This window comes from Adlercreutzia murintestinalis (assembly GCF_943192905.1).
Taxonomy (GTDB): Bacteria; Actinomycetota; Coriobacteriia; order Coriobacteriales; family Eggerthellaceae; genus Adlercreutzia_A; species Adlercreutzia_A murintestinalis.
In genome coordinates this window covers 25,481-41,942 of record NZ_CALPCC010000002.1, presented here as the reverse complement: position 1 = coordinate 41,942, position 16,462 = coordinate 25,481, and the positions used below count along the sequence as shown (strand labels likewise).

The following is a 16,462-nucleotide window of genomic DNA, read 5'->3' as shown; positions in this document are numbered from 1 at the left end:
GCATGTGGCTGCTGGAACAGCCGCGCGCGTGTATCGGGAAGGGTGCTGGTGCACACCGTATCCAGCACCCATTTTCTCGGTCGCGCCTCTTTCGCCTTCATGCAGCATCACCGCCGTGCGATAATGGCCGCATGGATACGCCCACCGCCGCAAAACTCCGCGCGCTCACGCGCGATCTCTACGACCAGGCAGCCCTTTCGTTTTCGGACACCCGCGCGAGCGCGTGGCCGGGCTGGCAGCGCGTGCTGGACGCATGGCCGGGCTGGCAGCGCGATACGCAACGCGCTTGTCCTGAACACCCGATCCGCGTGCTCGATATCGCCTGCGGCAATCTGCGCTTCGAGCGCTTCTTGGCTGAAGCGGCACCCGATGCAGTCTTTGACGCCCACTGCGTCGATGCGTGCACATCGCTTGCCTGCGACGCAGCGCTCAACGTGCCCGACAACGTCTGCATTCACTTCCACCCGACAGATGTGCTGGAGGCGCTTGAGGCATCTGAAACGGTCACGCCGCATGACGCCGCACACCGCCCTTGCCAGACCGTCACGCCGTCCCCCTTCCGCGCCACGCCGCCTGAGACGCTCTTCGATATATGCGTCGCTTTCGGTTTCATGCATCACATTCCGCTGCCCGCATGGCGCGCACAGCTCCTGCAAGCGCTCGTCAACCGCACGCGCGAAGGCGGCATGATCGCCGTGTCGTTTTGGCAGTTCCTACACGATGCGCGCCTGGCCGAGAAGGCCGCCGACGTCACCCGCTGCGGCTGCCAGCGCCATAACCTCGTCTTCGATGACGCGCATGACAAGCTGCTCAGCTGGCAGGATCGCGCTGACCTCTTTCGTTATTGCCACCACTTCTCAGACGACGAGGTGGACCAGCTCGTTACGGGCGTGTCGGGCGCGCGGGTGCTCGGTCGCTTCAACGCCGACGGGCGCGCAGCGCTCAATCGCTACGTCGTGCTTCAGCGCACCGGCGCCGGACAGAGCGACACGTCAGTCAGATACGCATCATCACCGTCAAGCTCGTAGACGAACGGGCACAGCTGCGGTTCGACGGGCGCGCCGTCCGCACGCACAACACCGCGCAGCGCACCCAGATGCTCCGGCGAGAACGCCAGCGATCCTTCCGCAGCATCTTCGATCATGTCCGTGCACCCCGCTTCGCGCAACGCCGTGCGCACCGGCTCCACGTCAGGGCCGAACACCTTCACCGCCTTCAAGAAGAAATCCTGGTCGTCAAAGACGAGACAAGGATGGACGTCTTTCGCCCGCTCGTTCTTCTGGCGGATCTCCGATCGGTGCTTGTTATCGAGCGAGCAATAGTGCAGCCCCAGCCTGAGACCCTCTTCGCGCGCCCACAGCATGAGCTCCAATATGAGCTCTTCGCTGCCCGCCACCGCCAAACCGCCCGAGTAGCCGTAGTCATACATCACATCGAACGGCGGATTCTTCAAGCTGAAACCACGCCGCTCGAACTCGGGCCAGTTGCAGAACGGAAAGCAGAATTCCAGCAAATTGATGCCGTCGAGCCCCACATCATCGAAAGCGCGCAGAAGGTTGCGCATATGCTCGCCCGCACCCGGAATCACCGGCATCTCCGCCATTACGCTGGGCAGATAGCGCTTCGCCAGCCGCATGGCATCCAACACGCGCTGCTGCATCTCGGGCGTATCGTCGTCCTTCACGCTGAAACGGATCTCGTCCAAGCCCGCATCGCGCAGGCGCACGACCCGCTCTTCGGTGAGCAGGTCGCCTGAGGTGTACATGCGCAAGTGCGCCTCGGGGAACAGCTCGCGTGCGCGCTCGAAAAAGCGGATGGCGTTCTCGAAATCCAACAGCGGCTCGCCGCCGGTCAGCCCCACGCACGCAAGTTGCTGCCGCTCGGCCGCCGCGCGCTCAAGCTCATCTTCCCAAGGACATCCTTCGTGAAAGAAGCGATCGTAGTCAGCCACGTTATGATTGAAGCAGAAGTAGCAATCGCGATGACACTTAAACGTGGTGCTGATCGTTTCCGAGCCGTCAGCGCCAGTGCACTCCACGCACGCCGGTGACAGATACCCGCACACCAGCGATGCCCCAGCGTTACGCACCGCCGCGCCTGCATCGGCAAGGTGCCGACGCAGGTCCGCACAGCGTTTCTGGGACGCCAACCCCTCGGCGCGGCTTTGGAATCGCAGGCCTTTCGCCTGCAACGCTTCCACGTAACGCCGCTCGACCGCTTCATACCCAGCTCGCGCTCGCTCTAGTGCCTCGTTTGCCACATGCATCCTTTCATCTGAGAGCTCTGCCCATTGTAGGCGCTTTTCACCGCGTGCACTACTGCGGCATCCGCAGCGTTGATAGCATCGCCGCAAGAGCCCCATCACCTCTGCGCGAAGGCCAACAAGACGCTCCCAGGAAAATCGGACATGACGCACAAACGTCTGACCTGGGGTTTGTATAATAGCGTCCATCTGTCCTGCACGATTGAGCCGATCATCTCTCTTTTGGTGGTCGTTTTTGCCGCAAATCTGCCTTTCCAAGGCCCTTTTGTGCCAAAAACAACCAAAAAAGCGAGAAGCGCAAACGGAGGTGCCATGTACGAGCTCAAAACCGACGCTTTCTTCGATTCGGCGCATTTTCTCGCCGACTACTATGGCAAGTGCGAGAACCTGCACGGGCACCGCTGGCGCGTGGAGGCCACCATTGGCGTTGCGGATGGCGAGCTGGGCGCGGAGGGCACCGAGCGCGATATGGTATGCGATTTCGGCGCCTTCAAGAAGGCCGTGCGCGAGCTGGCCGAGGAGTTCGACCATGTGTTCCTCGTCGAAGAAGGCACGCTGCACGATGCCACCATCGCCGCTCTTGAAGGCGAGGGCTTCCGCCTCAAGATGCTCCCCTTCCGCACGACCGCCGAAAACCTAGCGCGGCACCTCTTCGAGCGCTTGAGTGAAGCTGGTCTGCCCGTAGTGCAGGTGGAGGTCGACGAAACGCCGAACAACCGCGCCGTCTATCGACCGTGACCGCTCATCTTTCATTACAATGAGCACCTGAACGCATAACGCGCTCGAAACAGAGCGACTCTATCATAGACCGAACCAACGACGAGACCGGAGGCTCCCATGACGAAGATGAACGCGAATTTCGCGAAATTGCCCGGCAGCTACCTCTTCAGCGAGATAGCGCGACGCACGGCGGCGTATCAAGAGGCGAACCCGGCGGCCGCGCTGATCCGCCTCGGCATCGGCGATGTGACCCAGCCGCTCGTGCCCGCGGTGATCGCAGCGATGCACGAAGCGGTGGACGAGCAAGCGGCAGCGGCCACCTTCCACGGATACGGCCCTGAGCAGGGCTACGCGTTCCTGCGCGATGCGGTGGTGGAGCATGATTACCGTGCGCGCGGCGTGGATATCGCGGCCGACGAGATCTTCATCAGCGACGGCGCGAAGAGCGACTGCGGCAACATCGGCGACATCTTCGCCGTGGATAACAAAGTGGCCGTATGCGACCCGGTGTACCCCGTGTACGTGGACAGCAACGCCATGGCCGGGCGCGCTGGTGACTGGGACGCTGCGGCTGATGCGTGGACGAACCTGATCTACATGCCCACCACCGCCGAGAACGGCTTCTGCCCCGCGCTGCCCGACCAACCAGCCGACATCGTGTACCTGTGCAGCCCGAACAACCCCACCGGCACCGCGCTTTCCCGCGAAGAGTTGACGCGCTGGGTCGACTGGGCGAACGACTGCGGCGCGGTCATCATGTTCGACAGCGCGTATGAGCGCTTCATCACCGAGCCGGACGTGCCGCACACCATCTACGAGATCCCCGGTGCGAAGACGTGCGCCATCGAGTTCCGCAGCTTCAGCAAGACCGCTGGCTTCACGGGCATGCGCTGCGGCTACACCGTGGTGCCCAAGGCGCTCGAGCGCGACGGCCAGAACCTGAACGCCATGTGGCTGCGCCGCCAGACCACCAAGTTCAACGGCGCCAGCTATGTCATCCAGAAGGGCGCGGCGGCCATCTACACGCCCGAGGGCGCGCGTCAAGTAGCCGACGTCATCGGCTTCTACCTGAACAACGCGCGCGTGATCAAGGAGGGCCTGGAAAGCGCCGGGCTTGAGGTGTACGGCGCCGTGAACAGCCCGTACGTGTGGTGCAAGACGCCTGATGGCATGGGCAGCTGGGACTTCTTCAACAAGCTGCTGGAAGAGGCGAACGTCATCACCACGCCAGGCGCGGGCTTCGGGCCAGCCGGCGAGGGCTATATCCGCCTGACCGCCTTCGGCGATGCGGAAGCCACGCAAGAGGCCGTCGAGCGCATCAAGCGGATGCTCAAGGCCTAGCTTGCTGATCGCCGCGAACAGGGCGCTCACCGTTGTTGGATACGTAGCCTATCCACTGCTGCTGGTGCTGCTCGCCCTGTTCGGTCGCAGCCTGTTGCTGCGCTGCATCGTGGTACCAGCGGTCGGGTTCGCCCTCTGCTCCATCGTGCGCACGACCATAAACGCCCCGCGCCCCTACGAGGCCCCGGGGGCACCCGCACCGCGCATCCCGAAGGATACGCGCGGACACTCGTTTCCGAGCCGCCACACCTTCTGCATGGTCACCATCGCCTGCACATGGCTGGAATGGGCCGTGGCCACCAGCGGTGCAGCTTGGTGGGCAGCCGTTGTGGGCGGCGCACTGGTAGCGGCCAGCATCGCCATGGCCATCATGCGCGTGGTGGGTGGTGTGCATTTCGCGCGCGACGTGGTCGCAGGTGCCGCGCTCGCGCTTGTCGTATGCGCTGTGGGTTACCAGGCGATACCATGGACCCTGCTCCCGATCTAGAGGTTCTGGAGGCACACGATGTCGCACAAGAAGAAGGCACAGAAGAACGCGAAGGCTACGGCTGAGGCAAAGGTTAAAGCGAAAGCGAAGGCCAAAACGAAGGCAAAACGCAAATCAAAAGCCAAGACCAAAGCGATAGCAAAGCCCAAAACCAAAGCCAAGACCAAGACGAAAGCGAAGGCCGCCAAAAAGCCGCACGGCGAAACGGGCAGCACAGCGAAAAAAGGGGCCAGCGCCTCAAAGAAGCTGCTCGCGAGCCTTCATTGCACCGGCTGCAAGAAGCGCTGCCCGCTGAGCGACCCACGCTGCAAGAAAGGTCGCGCTCAGGCCGATGATTTCCTAAAGAGCAACAAGTAGGCGCACGCCATCAGCAAAAGCCCGAGAGCATCGAAGCCCACGAAACGCGCAATGCTGTCGGTCAGCGCATCGAAGCCCGCTGGCAGCCCCGAAGCGACAACGATCTCTCCCGCAAGGCCAATGACCTGCTGCACGATGATGAGCGCGCCCAATACACGCTGCTGGGCTGGCTTCCACAGGAACAGCGGATACGTGACGTTCCACATCAGAAACGCCACGCCAAGCCCCCGCAGCGCCGCCTCGCCAGCCGGACCGCTCAGCTGATACGCGGCCACGTAATCGCCCGGCCACCCGATGAACTGCACGGCGCACAGCACATTCCATGCGAACACCACGCCATAGGCAAGACGCGCGACCCACGCCGAAACGGCAGCGGGCACCTGCACGGCGCCCGCCCTTGCGGCCCTTCCGACCGTGGTGGTCTGGCCGGTTCGCGCGGAGCGCACGACCCTCGCAGGCTCCGCGCCCAGCGCGCCCCCGTCAGCCTCTTCGACCGCCGTGGTCGCCTCTGATATCTTGCGCGGCTCGGTCACCTACGAGCGCTCCACCGCAACCTCGTCGGTCACCGCACCGCCAAACGCGATCACGTCTTCCTCATGCCAGCACTCAGTAGCGGGCAACCCCGGAATGGAGTCGGCATGAAACACCGGGTTCTTGCCAGCCTTGCGCTGCGCGGTGTAGTCGGCCAGCGCTGCAAGCGCCCATTTTCCCAGCAGCAAGATGGCAACCAGATTGATGATGGCCATGAAGCCCATGAAGATATCGGAGAGGTTCCACGCCAGATCGAAGTTGTTCACGGCGCCGATCATGATGAAGCACAGGCACATGATGCGGAACCAGAACAGCAGCGTCTTATTGTTCTTGATGAAGCGAATATTGCCCTCCGCATAGAAGTAGTTGCCCACCAAGCTAGAGAAGCCGAACACGAAGATGGCCGCCGTGATCAGATGGATGCCGAACGCGCCGATGGAGTTGTTCATGGCCATCTGCACGAACTCCATGCCCTTGACCGAGGTGGCCAGCTCAGGGTCTTGCACGTAGAAGACCATCATCATGAACGCGCTGCACGTGCAAATGAGGATGGTGTCGATATAGACCGACAGGCTCTGCACGAGGCCCTGCTTCACCGGATGCGACACATCGGCGGTGGCAGCGGCGTTCGGTGCGGAACCCATGCCGGCCTCGTTGCTGAACAGGCCGCGCTTGATGCCCCACATCAGGCAGCTGCCCGTGAAGCCGCCCGCGAACGACTCAGGATTGAACGCCTCGGTGAAGATGAGCGACAAGATGGCTGGCAGCTCGTTGGCGTTCGCGATGGTGGTCCACAGCGCAATGGCGATATAGGCCACCGCCATGAAGGGCACGATCACCGACGTGATAACCGAAATGCGATGCATGCCGCCGAAGATGACCAGCGCCGTGGCGATCACGATCAGCAAGCCCACCAGCGCATTCACCGTTGACCGGTGCTCGAGGATCACATAGTAGTCGAGCGCCGAGGTGATGTTGAACGTCTGCAAGCCATTGAAGCCGAACGCAAAGCATAGGATCAGCGCGATGGCGAACACCACGCCCAGCCAGCGCTTCCCCAGCGCCTGCTGAATGTAGTAAGCCGGGCCACCGCGAAACGTGCCGTCCGGGTTCTTCACTTTCCAAATTTGCGCGAGCGTGGACTCGATGAACGCGGAAGCGGACCCCACGATGGCCATGAGCCACATCCAGAACACCGCGCCCGGGCCGCCCATGGAGATAGCAGTGGCGATGCCCACGATGTTGCCCGTGCCCACGCGGCTGGCAGTGGACACCATGAGCGCCTGGAACGAGCTGATGCGCTTCTTCTTCCCTGCGTGCGCCTTAGGCGTGCCGCCGCATTCAGCCGTCATCACATCGCTGTCGGTCTCGCCTGCGTCTTGCGCGGCATCCGCCGCCTCTTCCGCCTTGATGCGATCGCTTGACGCCGTCAGCGACTTGAACATGTCGCCGAAATAGCGAATTTGCACGAACTTCGTGCGAATGCTGAACCAGATGCCCGCCACCACGAGCAGAATGACCAGGATGTAGGTGTACATGAAATCGTCGATCTGGCCCGTTGTGGCGACCAGCACCTCGTTGATCGCCTCCAACGCCTCATTGAGTGCGTCCATGGGTCTCCCTTCTGCGAGGGAATGCGCTTTCATCTTGCCGCTGGCGCAAGCTGTGTTTGAAGTGGGTGTGGCGCGTGCAAAGTGAAGGAGCATTGCCTTCCTATATTGCTCGTTCTGATTATAGCGTTAAACCAGCCGCAATCCGCCGGTAGTGTGAGGAACGGGCAAAAGGGCATGCCCACGAAACAGTCTTCACGACAGGCAAGTATCTCACTGGGATACGCTATGAAAACTTGTCATTTTGAAAAGAGAACATATGTATGTGTTCATAGGTCTGCTATTATCGTTCTAGCACACCGATTGGGGGCCTTGTCCATGGTTCAGAGCCTGGCATACCAATACACTCAACGCACCGGACGGGCGCATTTGCACAACATCGCACCGATCGCAAATATTGCTTCGATTCTGCAATATGGAATTCTTTCACATGAACGAGCATCTTGCCTACTCCACCATGATATCTCGATGCAAGATGTGCAAGACATACGCAGCGCTGTGATCGTCGACCATGTCTTACAAAGATCCCTTCACCAGTATGCGAATCTTTATTTCGACGCACGCAACCCAATGCTTTACAAACGGCGAACCATGCGAGATTCGCTGTGCGTTCTCCACGTCTCATATGGGGTCCTCGATCTTAAGGAGACGGTTGTTGCCGACAGAAATGCTGCTGCATTCTACACGGCCTTCTACCATCCTGCTGACGCTTTACCGAAGCTTAACTTCGCACTTATCTTCGCCGATTACTGGACCGACGATGACCAAGTCAGATACTACATGAGGAAATCGATAAAGTGTGCAGAGGTGCTTGTCTGGGAATGCGTACCCGCTCGCTTTATCGTGGGTGCTAGTGTTTTCTCTGAACAAAGCGCAGAATCATTGCGCGCTCAGGGCTTTCTCCTGCCCATCTATATAGACAAACATTTGTTCTTTTGCTAGAGTAAATTCATGCTCGTGACTATCGGAAACATATTCGAGAGCAATGCCAAGACCTTGGTAAACACGGTCAACTGCGTTGGGGTTATGGGCAAAGGCATCGCAAGAGACTTCAAAGAGCGTTTCCCTGATATGTACCGAGATTACAAGAAACGCTGCGCAGAAGGATCCCTGCATCCTGGAAAGCCTTATCTCTTCACCGATCTATTCGACACTTCGATTCTCAATTTCCCCACCAAGGATCATTGGAGATCATCATCAAGGCTCTCTTATGTCGAAGAAGGGCTCGACTGGTTTCGGGACCATTGGAAAACACTTGGAATCACCTCGATCGCATTCCCTCCACTCGGCTGCGGAAACGGCGGCCTTGCTTGGGAAGATGTCGGGCCGCTCATCTTTGAAAAGTTGCACGACCTTCCTATTGATATAACGATCTATGCTCCCTACGGCACTCCTCAGCATCAATTAGCTGATGAATTCCTTTCATCAAAGCAACGATCAACAGGAGCTGAATGTGGAACACAAGGAAGGCGCTACGACCATAAGTGGGATCTCATTTTGCACGTCGTAAGATCCCTTAATACCGAAAGCCTTATACTTCCTGTCGGCAGAACCATCTTTCAAAAGATCTGCTACATCTTGACGCGCTCTGGTGCCGAATTAGGGTTCAGGTTCACCCAGGGCGATTACGGTCCGTATTCGGTCGAGGCAACGAACGCGCTCGCCGTTATCGCAAACAACAATCTGATTCATGAAAAAACATTCGGAAAGATGATTCAGATAGAAGTTGTTCCTTCTTTCCAGTTTGACGCCGCGCGCTTCACCGCTAAAGAATTGCGCGCAGCCGAAAAGACCATCGACCTATTCCGGCGCATCCGTAACACCGAACAAGCAGAACTGAGCACCACTTTGATCTACTCATACGACCAGCTATGCGAATCACGCAAACAACCCAAGCATCATACCGATTCGCCAGAAATCGAAGCCGATGCCGTGATTGATTATACGATCGACTGGAAGCCCCGCTGGGCAACGCAAAAGAAGCGAGAAGAACTCAACAGCGAGCTTTTCTACCTGACCGCTCTTGAGTGGATAAAGGTATCGAGTTTTTCCTCTCTCCCTGTCTTCTGACAAGCGTCATACCTTCTGCTTTTGATTTGCGTCGCTTCTGTCATGTAGTTTTTCGGGTACATCTCCTGCGACGTGCTGTGTTTCGGGTTGCTGACAAGTAGAGTATGTGCGCCAATCCTGAGCATTTTCCTCCATAATGGTAGGAACTTCCGTTTTGAAAGGGAACGTATGGGCAGATCGGGCGGTGGCAGTTTCGGAGGCGGCGGCTTCGGCGGTGGGTTCTCCAGCGGAGGCGGCGGCTTCGGCGGCAGCTTTGGTGGCGGACATCGGGGAGGCGGCCGCAGCGCGGGTGGCTTCGGCGGCGGCTCTTCGTATGGCGGCGGATACCACGGCGGTGGTGGCAGCTGGCTAGGCGGCTTTCTGTGGGGCAGCCTGCTTGGCGGCGGCCGCGGGCAGACGGTGGTGGTGCAGCAACCGCAAAGTGGCGGCGGTTCGCCAGGCGGATCGGGCGGCCCTACTGGTCCGAATGGCCCAACGGGTCCAGGCGGCCCGAACAACGGCGGCATGCAAGACCCGAACTCCAAGCAGTCAAACGGTCTTGGGTGCCTGTTCATCGTCGTTGCTGTTATCGCGGTCATGCTGGTCATCGCGATCTTCGGCGGCCTGTTCGACGGTGTTGCAGGCGTGCCCGCATCCACGGTCGAACGCACGGCTCTTCCAGCCGGAACAGCTCAGGTCACCGAGTTCTACACCGACGAAGACGGCGATTGGGTCCACACGCCCGCGCGCCTCGAAGAGGGTCTGCGGCAGTTCTATGACGAGACCGGGGTATGGCCCTACGTCTACATTCTGCCGAACGGCACGACCACCTCGAGCAAGCAGCTGACCGAGATGGCCCAGAAGCTCTACAACGAGCTGTTCACCGACGATGCGCACTTCTTGCTGGTGTTTTGCGACAACAATACCGGCGGATACAACTGCGGGTACTACGGCGGGCAAGCAGCGCGCTCGGTCATCGACGACGAGGCGGTGGAGATACTGGCGGCCTACCTTGAACGCAACTACGACGACATGAGCCTGAGCGAAGAGCAGATATTCTCGAACACCTTCGCACAGACCGGCGAGCACATCATGAGCAAAACAGTGAGTCCGGCCATCCCCCTTGCGGGTGCGGTGATCGTGGTGGTCATCGCGGGCGTTATCGTCTTCATCGTCGTGCGCAGGCGGCAGGCGAAGAAGGAGGAAGCCGACCGCATGGAGCGCATCCTGAACACGCCTCTTGAAGAATTCGGCGACAAGAACCTAGAAGATCTGGAGAAGAAGTACCAGACGGATCAGACGGCTCCTGCAACCCAGACAGACCACGTGACCCACGCCGCTCAGGGAACCCCCATGACACCGGAGCAAACAACGACCCCAACGCAAACGACCCAAGGCAGCACGCCAACCATTGTGGACAGTTCCGCTGCGGCGGATGTACAGGCTACGAAGCCGGAATAGGAGAGAACATGGCAGGAATACTCGATAGGTTCACCAGCATCATCAAGGCGAACATCAACGACCTTCTGGATAAGGCGGAAGATCCCGCAAAGATGGTGGACCAGTACATGCGCGAACTCACGGAAAGCCTCGCCGAGGTGCGCGAAGCCACCGCAGGCGTCATGGCCGAGGAAACCCGCTGCAAGCGCATGATGGACGAAAACGCAGGCGAGATCGCCAAGTACGACGGCTTGGCACGCAAGGCGCTCGAAGCGGGCAACGAAGACGACGCGCGTCAGTTCTTAGCGAAGAAGCAACAGCTCGAAGCAAAGAACGAAGGGCTGACCGTTGCCTACGACGCCGCGAAAGCGAACGCGGACAAGATGCGGCAGATGCACGACAAGCTGGTCAGCGACATCGAGCTTTTGAAGGGCCGCCAGGAAGCCATCAAGGCGAAAGTGGCTGTTGCGAAGACGCAGGACAAGGTGAACGACATCTCGGCATCGGGCGCGAAGGCAGAAGGCGCCATGAGCGCGTTCAACCGTATGGAGAGCAAGGCTGACGAGATGCTGGACAAATCCAACGCCATGGCCGAGTTGAACGCACAGCCCAAAGATACCGCCGATGACCTCGCCAAGAAGTACGAAGAAGCTGGCAGCACCGCTGCGGTGGATGACGAGCTGGCGAAGATGAAAGCGGAGATGGGCCTGAACTGAAAGGCCTCCATACGAGCAGCTTTCGAACCCCGGGTCAACCGATTCGGGGTTCCTTATTATCTGGAATGGACTACTCGAACACTGCGCGAACGAGGTATTCTACGTTGCCCTTGGGGCCGGTGATGGGCGACTCGACCGCGTCGGTCACCTGAAAGCCCTGCTCCTGCAAAGCCGCCTTCACTTCCTCCACCGTGCGCGCACGCACCGCCGCGTCCCGCACCACGCCACCGTCGGTCTCGCCCACGCGCGACTCGAACTGCGGCTTCACCAGACCGATGAACACCGTGCCAGGCGCAGAGAGCGCCGGGAACACAGGCGCTAACGCAGCCAGTCCGATGAAGCTGACGTCGATGACGATCAGACCGAAGGGCGCGCCGAGCGCCGCTGGGTCGGCCGTGCGAATGTTGGTGCGCTCGAACACGCTCACGCGCGCATCCTGCCGCACCTTCCACGCCAGCTGCCCGTAGTTCACATCCACGCATGCCACCGCCGCCGCACCCGCCTGCAGCAGGCAATCGGTGAACCCGCCGGTGGACGAGCCGATGTCAATACAGCGCAGACCCTGCACGTCCTGCCCGAATGCATCCAGCGCCCCTTGCAGCTTCTCTCCCCCGCGCGAAACGAAGCGCCGCGCGCCCTTCACGAATAGCTCAGCATCGGGCGCCACCAGAAGCGCCGGACTCTGCGCATACGCGGTGCCCACGCGCACCTCCCGTGCCATGATGGCGCGCAGAGCCGCCTCGGCATCAGGGAACAACCCCCGCTGCACCAGCAACTCGTCAAGCCTGATCTTCTTCTTCCGATTCACAAGCGAAACCCGTCCAGCCCGCGCACGATCCGAATGAACTTTCAGCAGGATTTTGGATGGTGCTCACCAAACGAGTTCCGCAGCGAACGAGAATGCCCAGTGGGCATGTTCGCCGAGCGAGGACTGTCTGAGCGACCGAGCGCCATCCGAAACCCGTAAGACAAGCTACGAAATGAGAAGCTGCGCGATCTGCACGGCGTTGAGCGCCGCACCCTTGCGAATCTGGTCCGCCACATCCCAGAACGCCAGCCCGTGCTCCACGCTCTCATCGCGGCGCAGCCGACCAATGAACACGCCATCGGTACCAGCCAAGATGCCCGGCATGGGATACGCGCACGCCGCCAGATCATCCATCACCTGCACGCCGGCCGCCGCCTCAAGGGCCGCCCGCGCCTGTTCCACGGTCACCTCACCTGCGAACTCCACGTTGATGGACTCGCCATGGCAGCGCAGCACCGGCACGCGCACGCACGTGGCGCTCACCGCCAGGTCGTCATCGCCCATGATCTTCTTCGTTTCCACCACCATCTTCCACTCTTCCTTGGTGGAACCATCATCCATGGGCACATCGATATGCGGAATGCAATTGAACGCGATACGATGCTGGAACGCGTTCACCTCAAGTTCGCCTTCGGGCGTGCCGTCCAAGAACGCACGCGTCTGATCGTACAACTCGGCCATCGCTGGCGCCCCGGCACCGCTTGCCGCCTGATACGTGCTCACCACCACGCGCTTGATGCGCGCCAGGTCGTACAGCGGCTTGAGCGCCACCACCATCTGAATCGTGGAGCAATTCGGGTTGGCGATCACACCGTTGTGCCACGCCACATCCTGCGGGTTCACCTCGGGCACCACTAACGGCACATCCGGATCCATGCGAAACGCACTGGAATTGTCGATCATCACCGCACCCGCGGCCACCACCGCATCGCGCATGGCCTTCGACACGCCAGCGCCTGCGCTAAACAGCGCGATATCCACGCCCTCGAAGCTCTCGGGCGTCATCTCCTGCACGATCAGCTTGCCCGCGGGCACCTGGCCGCAGCCCTCGAAATCGAGCTCCTTGCCAGCCGAACGAGCGCTCGCCAGCGCGCGCACCTCCGACGCCGGGAAATCCACATCATGGAGCACCTTGAGGAACTCAGCCCCCACCGCGCCGGTAGCTCCTGCCACGGCAACAACGGGATTCGCGGGCATCTGCTTGTCCTTCAACATTTCGGTTCCTTTCGCATCGGCGGTCGCATCATTATAGCTTTCGCGGGCATAATAGACGCATGCAAGCGCTCAAACGATCGGAGATGATGCACATGAAGCTGGCGATGATGCTCGGCGAGGGCTGTGAGCCGTTGGAAGTGGTGGCGCCCGTGGATGCGTTGCGGCGCGGCGGTGTTGAGGTGGTGCTGGTCTCGGTCATGCCCGAGCGCGCCGTGATGGCGGCGCAAGGCATCCGGATGCAAGCCGATGCGACCATCGGCGAAACCGACCTGATGGCCTTCGATGCCATCTGCCTGCCGGGCGGCGAAGGCGGCGTAGCGAACCTGAAAGCATGCGCGAAGCTGGAAGAGGTGCTGCCCGCGTTCATGGATGACGACGCGCGCACGGTCATGTCCATCTGCGCTGGACCCACGGTTTTGAACGCCTGGGGGTTGCTGACCGGACGCGCGGCAACCTGCTACCCCGGCTGCGAGGAAGGCTTTCCCGAGGGAACATATCAGGGACAAGGCGTTATCACCGATGGCAACCTGATCACCGCGAGCGGCCCGGGCTACGGGCTCGCTTTCGGCATTGCGGGACTGCGCCGGCTCGCGGGAGACGAGGTGGCTCGGAAGGTGGCCGCCGATATGCTCTTCCAAGAATAAGAGAGCCTCGCGCGCCCCACGCGACCCCTCAGCGTACGGCGTACGGCGCGCAGGCATGCTCGGATGCGCGGCTGCGATCAGTCCGCGCACCGGTCGCACCACGATGGATCACGAGCGCCTACGGAAGGCAGGTGGTCATGCTGCCACCCGCAAGAAGCACATCGCCATCGTAGATGGCGGCTGCCTGACCCGGAGCGCATACGCGCTGCGGTGTGGCGAAGGCGACGCGCAGTGTGTTGCCAGCCAACTCCGCGGTAGCTGGCTGAGACTGCTGACGATAGTGGGTCTTCACCTGCACTGGCCGCGATCCCTGCCATGGGAGTACCGACACCACATTCGCATCAGCGGCTATCACCCCGCCGCACCGGGCCTCGCAGGCGGTGCCCACCACCAGTTCCCGCGTATCCATACGCTTCTCGAGCACGTACAGCGGCTCGGACGCAGCCACGCCAATGCCCTTGCGCTGTCCCGCCGTGAAGTGGATCAGCCCAGGATGCTCACCGCGCACGATGCCCGCACGGTCCACGATCGGGCCGGGCTCGAACGCGGCATGCGCATGCGGCACGCCGCCCACGTCACCCTCCGCAGCACCTACCGCGCTTTCCGCGATGCCCTCCGCAGCGCCCGACGCATCGCCCGCTGCGGAATCTCGCACCTCGGCCGCCCCGCTCCCCATATCGACCATGCGCGCGATGAACGCAGCGTAGTCGCCGTGTGGCACGAAGCAGATATCCTGGCTCTCCGGCTTCTCGGCCGCCCGCAGCCCCGCATCGCGCGCCAGCGCACGCACTTCGTCCTTCGTGCCCACCCCCAACGGGAACAACGTATGCGCAAGCTGGTCCTGCGTGATATTGAACAGGAAGTAGCTCTGGTCCTTCGACGCATCGCGCGCGCGGAGCAGCTGCCAGCGACCGGTCTCTTCGTCGAAGGATCGACGCGCGTAATGCCCTGTTGCCAGATAGTCGAATCCAGCTTCGCGGCGCACCTCATGCAGCGCGGCGAACTTGATGTGCTTGTTGCACGTCACGCACGGGTTGGGAGTATCCCCTCGCAGATACGCCGCGCAAAACGCATCCACCACCTGCTCCTTGAAACGGTCGCGCAGATCGACCACCCGATGCGCGATGCCCAGCCGTGCGCACATCGCTCGCGCGTCTTCGATGTCGGCATCCTGCTCCGCATCCAGCAGCCGCATGGTCACGCCGGACACGTCATAGCCATCCTGCAGCAACAACGTAGCAGCAGCCGCGCTATCCACCCCGCCGCTCATGGCCACGAGAACCCGCGCGCGCTGCCTTGCGCCGCTCATGCGCGCCCCACCAGCTCAACGATGCTCTCCGCCATGTTCACCCCGCACGCATCGAGCATGCTACGGAAATGCGGATTGGAATTGACCTCGCACACCAGCGGCCCGCGAGCCGAGCGCAGAATGTCCACGCCACCGAAGGAAAGACCCAACGCCGCGCACGCCGCAAGAGCGCACGCTGCCTCATCGGACGTAGGTTCTGCGGAGCGCCCGCGTCCGCCCGCCGTGATGTTCGACCTGAAATCCCCGTTCTGGCTCTCGCGAAGCAGGGCGCCAACCACCACGCCATCCACCACCGCCACGCGCAGATCGCTCCCCGCACTCTCAGCAATGAACTCCTGCATAATGAACCGCGTGCTGCCCAGACGCGCCACCGCATCAAGAAGCTGGCGCTCGCTTCGCACCAACATCACCTGTTGCCCGAACGAGCCGTGCACCTCTTTCACCACCAGCGGATAGCCCAGCTGTGCGGCAGCCCGCGAAGCAAAGCCCAAATGCGCCTCTTCCGGCGCTGCGAACGCGAGGGGCGACACGAACGTGCGCGGCGTGGGCACGCCAGCCGCATCGAGCGCCAGCGCCGTGAGCGCCTTGTCGTCGCACCACTCAACGGCCGATGCCTGGTTGAACAAGCGCGCCCCTACCGATTCCAGCATGCGCGCCAGCACCATATCCTTATCCCAGAACAAGACCCGATCAGGACGCAGCGCAGCAAGCCGTTCGCGGTTATAAGGAAGATCGGTCGTGCGCACCATCCGCAGGTTCATGTCACACCGAGCTGCCGCCGCCAGCAGCAACTCGTACAGATCGTCGAATTTGGGGCTGTGCAGAAAGCCATTGACCACCAGCCAGACCGCATCCGCGCCGCCGACCAAGCCCGTTTCCGTCGCCCCAGGTGAAACCGCCCGCGCGCTCGCGCACACCGTCAAAGCGGCGCCCGCATCCGCATCTGCCTGCGCATTCACGTTCGCGCTCATC

The 16,462-nt window shown here is 61.2% G+C and carries 17 protein-coding genes; 10 read left to right on the top strand and 7 right to left on the bottom strand.

Annotation, left to right across the window (positions count from 1 at the left end; translation table 11 throughout):
* The first annotated feature begins 131 nt into the window (after positions 1-131).
* Positions 132-1,028, top strand: coding sequence for a class I SAM-dependent methyltransferase (locus NFR19_RS00670; RefSeq protein ID WP_251211853.1), 897 nt, complete (start codon positions 132-134; stop codon positions 1,026-1,028).
* On the opposite strand, the gene NFR19_RS00665 is transcribed toward NFR19_RS00670, so the two are convergent.
* Positions 962-2,260: a radical SAM protein gene (locus tag NFR19_RS00665; RefSeq protein ID WP_251211852.1), complete on the bottom strand. Its 1,299-nt coding sequence runs from the start codon at positions 2,258-2,260 to the stop codon at positions 962-964. The genes NFR19_RS00670 and NFR19_RS00665 overlap by 67 nt on opposite strands.
* Before the next feature lie 315 nt (positions 2,261-2,575).
* Here NFR19_RS00665 and NFR19_RS00660 point away from each other — a divergent pair, with 315 nt between their 5' ends.
* The 4 genes from NFR19_RS00660 (at position 2,576) to NFR19_RS00645 (ending at position 5,168) form a co-directional block, all read left to right on the top strand.
* Positions 2,576-3,001 (top strand): 6-pyruvoyl trahydropterin synthase family protein, encoded by a 426-nt coding sequence (locus NFR19_RS00660; protein ID WP_251211851.1) that lies wholly within the window; start codon positions 2,576-2,578, stop codon positions 2,999-3,001.
* 99 nt (positions 3,002-3,100) lie between these two features.
* Positions 3,101-4,324: an LL-diaminopimelate aminotransferase gene (locus NFR19_RS00655; protein ID WP_251211850.1), complete on the top strand. Its 1,224-nt coding sequence runs from the start codon at positions 3,101-3,103 to the stop codon at positions 4,322-4,324.
* 1 nt (position 4,325) lies between these two features.
* Positions 4,326-4,811, top strand: coding sequence for a phosphatase PAP2 family protein (locus tag NFR19_RS00650; RefSeq protein ID WP_251211849.1), 486 nt, complete (start codon positions 4,326-4,328; stop codon positions 4,809-4,811).
* A gap of 18 nt (positions 4,812-4,829) precedes the next feature.
* Complete coding sequence (locus tag NFR19_RS00645; protein WP_251211848.1) at positions 4,830-5,168, top strand: hypothetical protein; 339 nt, start codon at positions 4,830-4,832, stop codon at positions 5,166-5,168.
* Here the strand turns inward: NFR19_RS00645 and NFR19_RS00640 are convergent.
* Entirely contained in the window at positions 5,135-5,701 is a 567-nt protein-coding gene (locus tag NFR19_RS00640; protein WP_251211847.1) for a hypothetical protein, read from the bottom strand. The genes NFR19_RS00645 and NFR19_RS00640 overlap by 34 nt on opposite strands.
* On the bottom strand, positions 5,702-7,312 hold the full coding sequence (locus NFR19_RS00635; RefSeq protein ID WP_251211846.1) for an alanine/glycine:cation symporter family protein: 1,611 nt from the start codon (positions 7,310-7,312) through the stop codon (positions 5,702-5,704). It abuts the gene before it with no gap.
* 315 nt (positions 7,313-7,627) lie between these two features.
* Between NFR19_RS00635 and NFR19_RS00630 the strand changes: the two genes are divergently transcribed.
* The 4 genes from NFR19_RS00630 to NFR19_RS00615 all read left to right on the top strand — a co-directional run bounded on the left by NFR19_RS00630 (position 7,628) and on the right by NFR19_RS00615 (position 11,514).
* Positions 7,628-8,251: a DUF4433 domain-containing protein gene (locus NFR19_RS00630; protein WP_251211845.1), complete on the top strand. Its 624-nt coding sequence runs from the start codon at positions 7,628-7,630 to the stop codon at positions 8,249-8,251.
* A 9-nt stretch (positions 8,252-8,260) separates the two neighbouring features.
* Complete coding sequence (gene darG, locus NFR19_RS00625; RefSeq protein WP_251211844.1) at positions 8,261-9,379, top strand: type II toxin-antitoxin system antitoxin DNA ADP-ribosyl glycohydrolase DarG; 1,119 nt, start codon at positions 8,261-8,263, stop codon at positions 9,377-9,379.
* 168 nt (positions 9,380-9,547) lie between these two features.
* Positions 9,548-10,819: a hypothetical protein gene (locus NFR19_RS00620; protein WP_251211935.1), complete on the top strand. Its 1,272-nt coding sequence runs from the start codon at positions 9,548-9,550 to the stop codon at positions 10,817-10,819.
* Positions 10,820-10,827: 8 nt separating this feature from the next.
* Positions 10,828-11,514 (top strand): PspA/IM30 family protein, encoded by a 687-nt coding sequence (locus NFR19_RS00615; RefSeq protein ID WP_251211843.1) that lies wholly within the window; start codon positions 10,828-10,830, stop codon positions 11,512-11,514.
* Between the two features lie 70 nt (positions 11,515-11,584).
* On the opposite strand, the gene NFR19_RS00610 is transcribed toward NFR19_RS00615, so the two are convergent.
* Both NFR19_RS00610 and NFR19_RS00605 read right to left on the bottom strand, forming a co-directional pair.
* A complete protein-coding gene (locus NFR19_RS00610; RefSeq protein WP_251211842.1) occupies positions 11,585-12,322 on the bottom strand; it encodes a TlyA family RNA methyltransferase in 738 nt (245 codons plus the stop codon).
* Positions 12,323-12,487: 165 nt separating this feature from the next.
* Positions 12,488-13,537 carry an aspartate-semialdehyde dehydrogenase gene (locus NFR19_RS00605; RefSeq protein ID WP_251211841.1) on the bottom strand — a complete coding sequence of 350 codons (1,050 nt, stop codon included), beginning with the start codon at positions 13,535-13,537 and terminating at the stop codon, positions 12,488-12,490.
* Positions 13,538-13,620: 83 nt separating this feature from the next.
* On the opposite strand from NFR19_RS00605, the gene NFR19_RS00600 reads away from it, so the two are divergent.
* Positions 13,621-14,181, top strand: coding sequence for a DJ-1 family glyoxalase III (locus NFR19_RS00600; RefSeq protein WP_251211840.1), 561 nt, complete (start codon positions 13,621-13,623; stop codon positions 14,179-14,181).
* Positions 14,182-14,299: 118 nt separating this feature from the next.
* On the opposite strand, the gene mnmA is transcribed toward NFR19_RS00600, so the two are convergent.
* On the bottom strand, positions 14,300-15,490 hold the full coding sequence (mnmA, locus tag NFR19_RS00595; RefSeq protein ID WP_251211839.1) for a tRNA 2-thiouridine(34) synthase MnmA: 1,191 nt from the start codon (positions 15,488-15,490) through the stop codon (positions 14,300-14,302).
* On the bottom strand, positions 15,487-16,461 hold the full coding sequence (locus NFR19_RS00590) for an ATP-grasp domain-containing protein (protein WP_251211838.1): 975 nt from the start codon (positions 16,459-16,461) through the stop codon (positions 15,487-15,489). The genes mnmA and NFR19_RS00590 overlap by 4 nt, the downstream gene beginning before the upstream one ends.
* Position 16,462: the final 1 nt, after the last annotated feature.